The 12,198-nt window shown below is 44.9% G+C and carries 9 protein-coding genes; 5 read left to right on the forward strand and 4 right to left on the reverse strand.

What is annotated here, in order from left to right; genetic code table 11:
- Positions 1 to 103 precede the first annotated feature (103 nt).
- Genes V7R39_RS15330 through V7R39_RS15350 form a run of 5 tightly spaced genes read left to right on the forward strand, consistent with a single transcriptional unit; the run spans position 104 to position 8,802 of the window.
- On the forward strand, positions 104 to 694 hold the full coding sequence (locus tag V7R39_RS15330) for a hypothetical protein (RefSeq protein WP_334031763.1): 591 nt from the start codon (positions 104 to 106) through the stop codon (positions 692 to 694).
- The gene (gene bcsA, locus V7R39_RS15335; protein ID WP_334031764.1) at positions 675 to 2,894 is read left to right on the forward strand and encodes a UDP-forming cellulose synthase catalytic subunit; all 2,220 of its coding nucleotides are present in this window, start codon (positions 675 to 677) and stop codon (positions 2,892 to 2,894) included. Before V7R39_RS15330 ends, bcsA begins: the two co-directional genes overlap by 20 nt.
- A 6-nt stretch (positions 2,895 to 2,900) precedes the next feature.
- Positions 2,901 to 5,228, forward strand: coding sequence for a cellulose biosynthesis cyclic di-GMP-binding regulatory protein BcsB (locus V7R39_RS15340; protein WP_334031765.1), 2,328 nt, complete (start codon positions 2,901 to 2,903; stop codon positions 5,226 to 5,228).
- Positions 5,222 to 6,307 carry a glycosyl hydrolase family 8 gene (locus V7R39_RS15345; RefSeq protein WP_334031766.1) on the forward strand — a complete coding sequence of 362 codons (1,086 nt, stop codon included), beginning with the start codon at positions 5,222 to 5,224 and terminating at the stop codon, positions 6,305 to 6,307. Before V7R39_RS15340 ends, V7R39_RS15345 begins: the two co-directional genes overlap by 7 nt.
- 5 nt (positions 6,308 to 6,312) lie before the next feature.
- Positions 6,313 to 8,802, forward strand: coding sequence for a cellulose synthase subunit BcsC-related outer membrane protein (locus tag V7R39_RS15350; RefSeq protein WP_334031767.1), 2,490 nt, complete (start codon positions 6,313 to 6,315; stop codon positions 8,800 to 8,802).
- A gap of 11 nt (positions 8,803 to 8,813) precedes the next feature.
- On the opposite strand, the gene V7R39_RS15355 is transcribed toward V7R39_RS15350, so the two are convergent.
- The 4 genes from V7R39_RS15355 to fldB all read right to left on the reverse strand — a co-directional run bounded on the left by V7R39_RS15355 (position 8,814) and on the right by fldB (position 12,184).
- Positions 8,814 to 10,106, reverse strand: a complete 1,293-nt coding sequence (locus V7R39_RS15355) for a collagen-binding domain-containing protein (RefSeq protein ID WP_334031768.1) — start codon at positions 10,104 to 10,106, stop codon at positions 8,814 to 8,816.
- 170 nt (positions 10,107 to 10,276) lie between these two features.
- Complete coding sequence (locus V7R39_RS15360; RefSeq protein WP_032095551.1) at positions 10,277 to 10,684, reverse strand: ExbD/TolR family protein; 408 nt, start codon at positions 10,682 to 10,684, stop codon at positions 10,277 to 10,279.
- Between the two features lie 144 nt (positions 10,685 to 10,828).
- Positions 10,829 to 11,614, reverse strand: coding sequence for a CLCA_X family protein (locus V7R39_RS15365; RefSeq protein ID WP_334031770.1), 786 nt, complete (start codon positions 11,612 to 11,614; stop codon positions 10,829 to 10,831).
- A 33-nt stretch (positions 11,615 to 11,647) separates the two neighbouring features.
- The gene (gene fldB, locus V7R39_RS15370; protein WP_334031771.1) at positions 11,648 to 12,184 is read right to left on the reverse strand and encodes a flavodoxin FldB; all 537 of its coding nucleotides are present in this window, start codon (positions 12,182 to 12,184) and stop codon (positions 11,648 to 11,650) included.
- Between the last annotated feature and the right edge of the window lie 14 nt (positions 12,185 to 12,198).

The following is a 12,198-nucleotide window of genomic DNA, read 5'->3' on the forward strand; positions in this document are numbered from 1 at the left end:
GCGTATCTAAGCGTATTCTTATTAATTAGTAAGTATAAATGCCGCGATGTTTCCTAGTAGTGGGTAGAAGTAAACTCATTTGAGGTTTTGGGGGAGATGCGTTATGGACAAAGAATATAAGTTTCGCAGTGAACATCAAAAGAATGATTTTAGCGACGAACTAGAGCGTAAGTTTGCAGACTGTGTTCCTGTAAATATATATGAACTCGCGAAGGGGCAACGTCGCTCACAAAGCGATGGTGCGACGCCAGATACTCAAGAGTCACATTCTGGCGTTATTGGTGGTCAATCACAATTAGAGACCGAAAAACTTTGGCAGAAGAGGTTGCACCTGCTACTAAACGCTGAGCGCACACTAAATAATATTACTCGTTACCGTAAATTAACGGCTATTTTAGTTACGGCAAGCATGGCTACCTTACTGTTTTCATTATTTGTTGCACCATCATTACCACCTTCAGTTTTTTATGGCATTATAATAATAGGAATATGCGGAATTGCGACGTACCCTGCGTGGTGTGTTGCAACGAAAAGTGCGCAAGAGCAACGTGATAGCATTTCTAGAATGTTCTATAAAAGTAATCACGAGGTTGAACTGTCAAATGGTGAAGTTACGCTAATTAACAGGGCAAACTATGCTAGTGTCACAAAAATACACATAGCGGATCGCAATATTGGACAACTCGCCACATGAGAACGTATCGAACCCAGTACAGTACGTAGGCGCTCTATTATTAGCCTCTGTGCTGCTTGGCGCCATTTTGTTAGCGCCAATGGATGCTATCGGGCAGCTCTTCGCGTCATTGTTAGTGCTAATTTCAATTTCTTGGTGTAGCAAAGAAGCTCAACACACACAGCCCCATCAACACTTTTTCCGAATTTTAGCCCTTGTATTGGGCACAGCCTTAACCACTCGTTATTTGCTATGGCGAGGACTGTATACGCTCACCTATACCGACATTTTTTCGCTTATTGCGGTTTGGCTATTATTTATTGCTGAAATTTATGCAGGCATCACCTCCGTTTTGGGTGCTATTGTCAATGCGTTTCCCCTTAGTAGACCGCTGCTCACTTTGAAAGACATAGACACAGAGCGCTTGCCTTCTGTAGACGTCATGATCCCCACCTATAATGAAGATGTTGATATTCTTGAGGTGACAATTCGCGCCGCTAAAATCCTCGACTATCCCAAGGACAAGCTATTTATACACTTGTTGGACGATGGCGGTACTGATCAAAAAATTAATGCAAGTAATGAAACTGCTGCAGCAGCGGCAAAGAAACGACGAAGCAACCTTCAGGCGCTTTGTGAAAAACACGATATTGATTATCACACTCGCGCAAAGAATGAATTTGCGAAAGCGGGCAACGTAAATAGTGCTATAGGGAATACTAGCAGTGACCTTATTGTCATCTTAGACGCCGACCACGTGCCCACATCAGACTTTCTCGATAGAACCGTGCCTTGGATGTTGAAAAACGAAAATGTCTTTTTGGTGCAAACTCCACATTTTATGGCGAACCCTGACCCTGTTGAACGAAACTACTTTTCAGCCTTCACGAGAATGCCCTCTGAAAACGACATGTTTTACGGGACTATTCAAAAAGGCCTCGATTACTGGGGCAGTTCTTTCTTTTGTGGTTCTGCGGCCCTGATGAGGCGAGCGCACCTCGAGTTGGTAGGGGGAATATCTGGTGAGTCAATTACTGAAGATGCAGAAACCGCGTTAGATTTGCATAAATTAGGCTATGAATCGGTTTATGTAGATAGGCCAATGGTGAGCGGTTTGGCACCCGAAACGTTTGATGCGTTCATTCAGCAGCGAATGCGTTGGGCACAAGGAATGACGCAGATTCTTTTGTTGAAAAAGCCTTTTAAAGCCGAGGGTCTCAAGTGGTATCAGCGTGTAGGGTATATGAGCTCTATCATGTTTTGGTTATTTCCTTTTGCGCGTATTATATTTCTGCTCATGCCTTTGGCTTATCTTGTGTTTGGACTGCAGGTATATCATGCCTCTATGCTTGAAATACTGGCCTATACCATTCCTCATGTTATCGCGACGTATATGATTTCCACTATGCTGTTTGGACGAACGCGATGGCCCTTGGTTTCTGAAATATACGAAATTTTACAGTGTGCCTTCACACTCAAAGCGCTTATAAAGGTTTTTATAAAGCCTCGAGAGCCTTCCTTTGTGGTTACGCCAAAAGGGGAAAGCTTAGACAAAACTTTTGTGTCGCCACTCGCCAATGTCTTTTATTGGCTTATTCTTATATTGTTGTTTGCTTTTTTCACTGGGGTGTATAAATTTATCACCGAGCCGCTAAGTAGAGAGCTCACCGTGGTTGTTATGCTGTGGAACGGATTCAACCTATTATTGTTAATGTCGGTGTTGAGCGTGTTGTTAGAAAGAAAACAAGTGCGATCGCAATCTAGGTTACCCGCTACCAACAATGTCGTAATAAGCACCCAGAAAGGACAGGCCTGGGTCGGCGACCTTGTGGATCTCTCAATAGGCGGAGCAAGGATGAAGCTAAAAGGTGAGGGGGCGTTATTTTCTGACCAAGCCAAACTGACAACGTGGTGCGAGGCATTAAATAAGAACGTTCACTTACCCGTTACGGTATTAAACTACGATAGTAAATTGTCGTTGCTTCGCGTGCAGTTTTCCCCTTCAACGGAAGAGGAGCACAGCGAAGTTGTTGCCTTTGCATTAGCAGATAGCCGTAGATGGATGTCATTTCAGCGAAGAAGAACGCGCGCGATTACGTACTGGTACGGTGCTAAGCACGTACTGAGTGTTGGATTAAAACCTGCTCTTTTGCATTTTCTTCATGCTCTAGATATTGCAGGCAAAAAAATAAGTCACAAAATAAGTTCTGCCAAGGAATAAACAAAAATGATAAAAATCTATCCTATGTTGTTGTTGAGCTTACTATTAGCATTTACCGTTAATGCTGAAACAAATACCTATCGTCTCACCGATTTTTTTGCCGGCGAAAGTATTATTCGGCTAGAAGGTAAAGCGGACTCAATCGATTTTGCTATTCCTTTGGCTTCAATTACCGACGTTGATAACGCTGTGCTTACGTTAGATGTAATCAGCTCTAAGGCGCTTATAGAAAAACGTTCTCAGCTTGTTGTACGTTTTAATAACGCCACTATCGGTCAAATACGATTCGACCCTGACCGTCCCTCACTTATCTCTGAAGTGCCCATACCGGCTAAGTTATGGCGAGATGGCTTCAATACGCTTACATTCAGTGTTAGTCAGCATTATGCAAATCAGTGTGTAGATGGCAGTGCACCTGAACTATGGAGCGAGGTGAATATGTATAATTCAACCTTGCAAATAACCTCAAGTAATAACGTTGATACTTTCACATTCGATAAGTTAGATGGCTTCTTTAACCCAGGAATTGGCGGCCTGCGAGACGTGTCGTTGATTACAGCAACAGATGTGGAAGACGACATTACCAAGCGCACTCTTTCATTAGTAGGTCAGGCACTAGCGCTACGTAATCAATATCAACCCCTTGAGCTAAAGCATGAGACCTTTGATGAGGGGTATGTATTACCTGAATTAGACACTGCTAACGAGGGACAGCGCTGGACAGAAGAAAATATTCAGCGTTATGAGCGCTCAGCATGGTACACACGGGTTGGTTCTCAAAATAATCGTCCTGACAGCGCCTTAGCTAAGAGTCAAACGCCACAGTTACATGTAATAGTAGGTACTGCCAGATCGCTCTCACCTGTGCTATCCGATGCCACGGTTAACAGTATTAAAGGCCCTTATTTAAAAACAGAAGTGACGCCTTCATTTTCAATCGGTAATCGCGTGATTATCCCTTCCACGTTTCGCCTTATTGTCAGTGGCAATACCACTGACGAAGTACACAAAGCTGCGCAAACCTTGGCAGTTATGGACGATGAGATAAATGTAACTTCTCAAATTACCGTATTGTCTCACGCTGGTATGGAGGCAACACGATTACAAAAACAGCTAGTCGCAGCACCAGATACTGCTTACGAGTTTCAAGATTTAGGGATATCTGCGGCAAGGTTTAGAGATGAAGGAGACTTTTCAAAACGTGCTTCATTCTTACTACCTGCTGATTTTTATGTACCGGAAAATGCCAGCGTTGGTTTACTGCTTAATTTCGGGTACGGAGCGGGTAATGGACCTGGCTCTATCATGAATGTGAAAGTAAACGATGAGTTGGTACATGGTCTTGCTCTTGATAACCCGAACGGGCAGGTGTTCAAAAACTACAAGTTATCGGTGCCTGCAAGATACTTAAAAGGCGGAGCAAACAATATCGACTTTGATGTGACGCTGCGTGCGCCTCTCGCAGGAGTAGCGTGTGATGAAGTCGCGGGAAGTCATTTAATATTTCAGTTGGAAAACACCTCTGCTATCGACCTCCCTGATGCGGGTCATGTAGCAGTACAGCCAAGCTTAACGTTATTCGGCGAAACGGCTTATCCCCTAGCACGATTTGAGTCAGCCCCTGCATCGTCTATCATTATTCCGTCTTCAGACTTTATGGATAGTGCGCTGACGATAAGTGCAAAATTAGCGCAGGTAGCTAACGCTCCGCTACTTAATTTGACTATTAATAATATGGCGGTTGAAAGCATGCCATCGGACGCGATTGCAGGCTCGGCAATTGTATTGGGCACGCCAGACTCGCTGTCACAAGTACAACAGTCGGAGTTTACAACGGCAATAGAGGCGACGAAACGTTGGTCTTATCAACTTCAAAATAACCTTCATAATCGGGTGAGAAATCTGACTCAAGATAGGTCATTCAAAGCCATGAAAGTGGAAGGTAACACAATACAAGAAAGCGACTTAGGGCCGCAGGCTATTTTTACCGCACACGCCAACCCAGATAGTAACGACACATTGTTTATCCTTGCCGCACAAACCTCTGAATTACTCAACGACAGAGTGAGTGATTTAGTGAGCTTATCGATGTGGGGGCAGTTAGCCGGTGATTTCTTTGCTTGGAGCGACAGCCGCGCACCCTCCCTTGTTATGCAGGTGAATGAAACTTACGAAATTGGCGAGTCTGACGATGCGTGGCTTCAACTCAGACTATGGCTTTCCAACAACCCCTGGTACTGGTTAGTTGGTTTTGTGGTTCTGATTTTCTCAATCAGCTTATTTATTTACTTACTGCTTAAACGTCGGAATAAAAAAGTACAAGACTCATGGTAACAAGAGTTAAAGCCGCCGCTGTCTTTTGCTTAGCATTGCTTTTGGTGTCGTGTACGGAGTCTTATAATAAGCAATCTGATAACAAGCAATTTGAACAGCGTTTTATTGCCTATAAAGCGCTGTTTGTTATTGACGGTAGAATAGTGGACACCGGTAACGATGAGGTCTCTCACTCTGAGGGACAAGGTTACGGTATGTTGTTCGCTGCTCATGCTAATGACCGGGCAGCCTTTGATAGCCTATGGCAATGGACCCAAACCGTATTGCAGCGACCTGACGGTTTGTTCAGCTGGCGCTACACACCTTGTACGACTAAGGACACCGCTTGTGTTGACGACCCCAATAATGCGTCAGATGGCGATGTATTAATTGCTTGGGCACTGCTTAGGGCAGCAAAACGCTGGAATACACCGAGTTATGAAGACGAAGCACGCAGAATTATTCAGGCCATAGAAGAAAAGCTAATAGTGACACGGGATGGCTATACGTTATTACTACCCGGGGAATCAGGCTTTGATAACGGCAATGGCGTTAGTCTCAGTAGTAACGAAGATGGCGTTCAGTTTAATCTTTCATACTGGGTGTTCCCAGCCCTGTCGGCCTTTTCTGACTACTCTGAATACCCCAGTATTTGGCAGGAATTATTCGCCAGCGGCATATCGCTAGTGCAGAAAGCCCGGTTCTCATCTCATCAACTGCCCTCTGATTGGACGCGTTTATACAAGGGGAGTTTTTCAACAAACAATGTTATTGCCAGTGAATTTGGGTTCAATGCGGTGCGAATTCCTCTGCATTTAGCATGGTCTGATACTTTTTTAGCCAGTGCTGAACGCAATGATGTGTTAAGCCCATTCGCAAAATGGTGGTCACAAGATTATGTGCCAGCAACCCTTTCGCTAGATGACGAGAAACCAGCGGAATATGCAATGACCCTTGGCATGCGTGCGGTTGAGCAAGCGGTTAATAACATCGTTAATGACACCGCACCTGATTGGCCTGATATTAACAGAGAGGTTGACTATTATTCGGCAAGTCTACTGTTGCTTTCAATGCTGGCCGTCTCGGATATATCGGGGTGAAAAGCATGACTATAAATAACCGATTGTTCCTTTTTTTCCTTTTGAAATTAGTCATGCTTGCCACGTTGGCACCTCACATGGCTCACGGTCAATCTAAAACTACGTATGAAGAACGCGAGCTAGGGTTTGATGCCTTTGACGAAAGTCAGCCCGATGTTACCGGGCTATGGTTTCATATCGAGCAGGGGCAGAGAACTCTCGCAAACGACGAGTATGGGCGCTTGCGCTATCAATATCCTAGCTGGCAGCCATCGAAGCCAGTGCAAAACGCGCTAGACCGACTGAATAATCTGTCACGTGCAAAGCAGGGCGCTGGTCAAAAGGGGGCTAGTCAACAGGGGAGCCAGCCAGCTTCAAGCGAAAAGGAGCTTGTATCAAATGAGCCTAGTTCTGTAAGCAACGCACCTAAATCGCCACTCGCGATATTTGCAGAAAAAATACCCCAAGCTCGCAGACAAATATCAAATACAGAGTTTAATAAGCTAGTAGCCCTAGCAGAGAAAGAAAACCAGCCAAACTTCTATTTACTGATGGGGTGGGCGGCCATTGATCGTGGGCAACTTAACCTAGCGCGCACGCAATTTGATAGCGCACTGGTGCTTAACCCAAATGAGGTGCAGCGTCGCTCCGCTCAACAAGGCTTAGAAACCATCACTACTTTTATAGTGAATAGGGCTATACAGCAAAGGGATATTGAGCAGCTTGCGCGTTTACTTGCCAGCGGTAAAAGCAACAAAGACGGTGCTGCCAACGCAAGTTTGATCACGTCCCTTATAGAGGGAAGCGCGTGGCGAAAATACAATGAAGATGCGTACAACGAGGCCTACGAACTCTTTGTGTTATCGCAAAACGCCGATGGTCAGTATCTGTCGCTAAGCGCACAGCAAAAGCATGCAAGGGCCAGACAGTTGGCATGCAGCATTGATACAGAACGCTTTTTACGTCGATGTGCCGATGGCCTAGCGCAGCAGCAACTCTATTTTTATGAAGATGGAGATTACAAAAACAGTATTGAAACTGCCCAACAGCTAGGCGATATAAGAGCATTAACCCTTGATGAGCTAACCTTACTGGGTTGGGCCGCAGCAAAATATGGCGATGGTGAAACGGCGACGTTAGCGTTTGAAAAAGTGCTGAAGCAAAATCCAGAGGATGATGTTATTGCCGGCGAGTTAGTCAGGCTTAATAGTGACAATAGGCTGAAGTTAAATCAGCTTGCATCAGCATTTCCGGTAGTAAATACCCGCCGACAGGCGCAGGTGAATAGTAGCGCATGGCCTAGAAAACAATTTCTACTTTCCTATATAAACGCCGATACGCGTACAACAACGGCGCAGACTAAAGATGCATTCAGTGTGGTTTCTGGCATCACAACGCGCTCTCGCTCAGGTCAATCTGGGCTAGGAAATTTCGACGTTTTAACCAGCTATATTGGTATTGGTGATATTTACAAAGGTTGGCAATGGCGGGTCTTTCTGGATTATAAGCAGTTCTACAGTGGCGCGGCACAGTCTGGAGCGTGGCTGGGCGATGATTTGCTTGGAGATGGAGTGCGTAGCGCGGTATCAAACAACATCACTGGGTTTGAAGACAAAGGCCTAAGGGCCGATATTGCTTATCAAGACGTAGGCTTCAACTTTTATGCAAATGTGGAATACGGCATGTTTGATCAGCCCGTAAACGCTGATATTACCGGTCAAATTTCTGCAACGTGGTTTTTACCTAAGCTGACGCTTGCCACTACCTTGTTCCGTTACCCTAAAGAGGACAGCATGCTTAGCCAAACAGGCTCGTTCAACGCAAGAAATGAAGACGCATGGGGCTATGTACTGGAAGACGGCATACGAGGGCTAGCAGCCTATGAACTAGCACCGCGTTGGTCTGTAGCGGGTACGTTACAAATAAGCACCTTACACGGTGAGACAGTAGACAGCAATAGTGCACTTTCTGTGCGGGGTGATGTTAGTTACGATATTGCTACAGACGTGTCAGATATGCTTGATTATTGGCGCATTGGTCCTTTCGCAAGTTACTCAGGCTATGACCATAATAGATTTGGGTTTACTTATGGCAACGGAGGATATTTTAGCCCCAATTACTTCGTTTCTTTAGGTGTGTATTCAGAACTGCTTACCTTAGAAGCGCTGAATTGGCAACTCAAGCTTAGTAATGCAATAGCGCTTTCACGACTTGAGCAAACGGCAGACTCTCGTTTTCCGCTTATAGCGTCCCCCGATATAAATAGCGATGCCAGCCCGTTAGTTGCCTTGCCTTATTCTGAAACCACAGGACTAAGCGGAAATTTCCTCGCTGAGGCGCAATATCGTATTGGTAATGACTGGATTGTAGCAGGCTATATGAGTAAGGCATTTGCCGTGGAATACCAAGCCTTTGAGGCCGGTATTCAGTTTCGATGGCGAGGTGGAGAGGGGAGTGGCGTAACCAGTGACGAGCTTCTGTTGTCGTCACCTCGGTTACGTGGGTTTGCGCTTTAGTTTAAAGCACTTTAACGCTTTTTCCTGCGCAGCATCATAAAGCAGCCAGCGCCAAAAAGCAGTGCAAGTGAGGCGGGCTCACTCACATTAATTGAGCCGAACTGGTAATTGTTTATCTGACCTGTGGGCGCAAGATACTCTTCACCTTTGTCATTCACTAAGGTTACCTCAGGCGTTATTAAACTGTCAGCAATAACATTACCGTCTATATGTCCATTATAGAAGCTCAGCTGCGCATAGGGGGCGAGAACGCTACCTTTAACGCCAACGGAGTGAAGCGTTATGTCAGTTGCATCAACAAAGTTGAAAAGAATGTTATTGGTGTACAGACCGTCGTGGCGCAAATCGATATTATTATCGTTGTCGCGATACTGTCCGTTTTCTCTAAAATAACTATTTTCTTGTTTAAACGCCGTGTTAAAAAAGCCCGTATCGAATAACTCAACACTTTGCCCCAACACGTTGATGATATTTACGCTGGTGGTAGAGAAGTCGTATACAATGCCCTTATCGGCGGCGCTGAACCATGAACTGTCTATGGAAAAAATATTGACATCGTCAGTGCCGGTAAACGTAATGGTGTCGATTTTTGTACTTGCATCGTCAAGGCAATTAGCAGCGCCACAGTTGAGCGTTGTAACGCCATTCACGTCCATATTGGCGAAGTCTTTTGATTGCGTAAGAACTTCATCTTTTATCGCAGTGAAATCAAGATTATCCACTTGCACAGTATTTGCGGCATCTTTAACCGCTGGTGATGTGCCTGAGTTGCCGCTTTCTACAATGAGGTTGTTGCCATACGTCACAGAGCCATCGTCTAAGCCTGCACTTTTAATGACAACGTCTCTTTCGGCGTCGATATTTCCCTGCTTTATGCCTGCACTGACAAGAGACACATCTCCTTTGCTACTGATGCCGCCGTTGTTTACAGAGCCGCCTTCAATAGACACCGACGCTGCGCTACTCAATCCTCCGGCAAATTCAACATTATTGGCATTGATCATTCCTGAAACCGTAGTCTGACCGCCGTTGACTTTACCTCGCGTAAAATTGAGGTCACCACCCACATAAAGGGAACTACTGGATAGATCCGGTGGGAGCAATAAACCAACATCGAAGTCTTCAACCGTAAGGTTACCGCCTACAGCAAGCTTACCTTCAACATCGGAACGTTCGCCCTCATAATCGTTAAAGATAAATGCGTTATAGTTGAATGCTTCGCTCAACGCGATAGGTGCAGCAGTGCTGCATTGTGAGGATAATGCTACTGCGGTAATCGCAATAGTGGCAATTTTAGATTTCATAATAGCTCCAGGATTGTCTGAGCCCGGAACGGCACTTTCAACATGGCTTTCCAGACAATCTGTAGCTTACGATCTGACCAAAAGTTATGCAGTAATGCAATGTATACTTTGGTATGGGCGCTAATACGAAAAAAGCCGCCCAAGGGCGGCTTTTTTAGCAAAAAGAGATGTTATCCCTTTTTAACTAGTACAGATACTTTTGATATACCTGCAATTTTTACTTGGTTCATTACTTCTACCACAACGCCGTGTTCAGCTTCTTCGTCGGCTTGGATAGCAGCAGTGTCCGTATTGTTTTCAGCAAGATAAGTTTGCGTGTTTGCAACAACGCGACGAACGTCTACTTCACGTCCACCCATCATAATAGTGCCGTCTTCTTCAATACGAATTGAAAGCGCTTTTGATGGCTTATCGTTTTTAGCTTGATTGTCTTCTGGACGATTAACGTCTAACCCTTTTTCTTTTACGAACGATGTCGTTACGATGAAGAAAATCAACATGATGAACACGATGTCCAACATGGGGGTCATATCAATCTGAGCCTCGTCTTCGGCCGAGGTATGCTTTTTTCTTTTCATCTCGTCTTCTTTCTTCTGTTACGTTCGAGCCCATTAGTATACTGCTTGTTACAAAAATATACAGGCTTTTGTATAAAACAGTGTGCTCGTAACCACTTGTTGCTGGAAAAATGCTCGATTCCGCGGTAATAAAACGACTAATTTCTAACGTTTGTGCGAAATGGCGACGCCTAATTGGTAAAAATACAACATCAATGCCTGATTGAGTGTTACACGCAAATTACCATGAGGGTAAATGCCAAGTCTAGCTTCTGTGGATTTTTTTGTACCTTGAACTAAAAAGGCGTTTTTAATCTCGTGATCCTGAATACACGATTCGAAGGCGCGAGCAGCCATTTCTTGGGGCATGGCGTAATAAAATGTCTTCAGCGCTCTATCGGCTTCAACAGACTTAACAAAGTACTCATTAGGCCTTTTGTTGTGATCTAAAAACATGAGGTCAAAGCAGTCGCTCAATTTTTGATTAAGCGGGTGGGTATTCATTGAGGCGTTATCTAACCACGCTTGCGTGGCGAAAGTGCCGTGGGAAAGTCCTTCGAACATACGCGGTGCTATATAATGGTCAAATGCATGAAACCACTCGTGGGCCAAAGAGCCAGCTCCCGCATTTTTCGCCAATGCTAACTGTCGTTTTCCACTGTGATAGTGCGCACTGGCGTTTTTCTGCCCACCGCTTCCAAAAGCCAGTGATAGCGAGCCATTTAGTGAAAGCACCTGTTCGTTTATATTCAATATGGTGGTGAGGTCGTAAAGCGCATCGAAGAATAAATTGGCTGCTATTTGCTGTTCTTCTGGTGTAACCCATCTACCCACCGTGATGGTGGCAAAATTAAACAACTTCCTAATGTCTTGAAAAGACACGTCGGCGCCATCCCTATGGCTGGGGCCGTTTCGATAAAACGATTGATGGATGCGCCCTTTAGTTTCCACGCTGACCTATACCTATCTGCACCCGTAGTAAAGTTAAGCTAAAGAAATGAGGAGTTGTTCGCACCATGCTTCAATTCTAGCATCGGTATCATCATATTGATTTTCATCGTCTAGCGACAAGCCTACGAAATGGCTTTTATCATCGGTGAGTGCTTTAGAGGCGGTAAAGTCGTAACCCTCATTCGGCCAATAGCCTACTATATTGCAGTTTGAGGGGAGTATGGCATCGTGAAGCATACCAAGGGCATCTTGAAACCACTCGCCATAGCCCAGCTGATCGCCAAGTCCAAATAGCGCTATGGTTTTACCCGACAGGTCAAGTTGGTGTACATCTTCCCAATGAGACTCCCAGTCTTCTTGTAGTTCACCGAAATCCCAAGTTGAAATGCCAAAAATAATAATGTCGTAGTCTGAGGTGCGCGACAAATTCACATCTTTAATATTGTGAAGATGAACTACGTTGTCATCGAACAAACTATTAAGCTGGGCTTGAATTTTTTCCGCTGCCATTTCGGTATAACAGGTCGTTGAGCCGAAAAATAAACCTATAGACAGGGCGCCATCACTCATTAGATACCTCTTTT

It is taken from the genome of Alteromonas sp. P256 (genome assembly GCF_036864455.1).
GTDB lineage: Bacteria > Pseudomonadota > Gammaproteobacteria > Enterobacterales > Alteromonadaceae > Alteromonas.

Excerpts from the sequence above, each read along its gene's own strand:
- V7R39_RS15360 (WP_032095551.1), bottom strand. The coding sequence starts at position 10,684 with ATGAAAAGAAAAAAGCATACCTCGGCCGAAGACGAGGCTCAGATTGAT.
- V7R39_RS15345 (WP_334031766.1), top strand. The coding sequence starts at position 5,222 with ATGGTAACAAGAGTTAAAGCCGCCGCTGTCTTTTGCTTAGCATTGCTT.
- V7R39_RS15340 (WP_334031765.1), top strand. The coding sequence starts at position 2,901 with ATGATAAAAATCTATCCTATGTTGTTGTTGAGCTTACTATTAGCATTT.
- V7R39_RS15350 (WP_334031767.1), top strand. The coding sequence starts at position 6,313 with ATGACTATAAATAACCGATTGTTCCTTTTTTTCCTTTTGAAATTAGTC.
- V7R39_RS15355 (WP_334031768.1), bottom strand. The coding sequence starts at position 10,106 with ATGAAATCTAAAATTGCCACTATTGCGATTACCGCAGTAGCATTATCC.
- V7R39_RS15330 (WP_334031763.1), top strand. The coding sequence starts at position 104 with ATGGACAAAGAATATAAGTTTCGCAGTGAACATCAAAAGAATGATTTT.
- fldB (WP_334031771.1), bottom strand. The coding sequence starts at position 12,184 with ATGAGTGATGGCGCCCTGTCTATAGGTTTATTTTTCGGCTCAACGACC.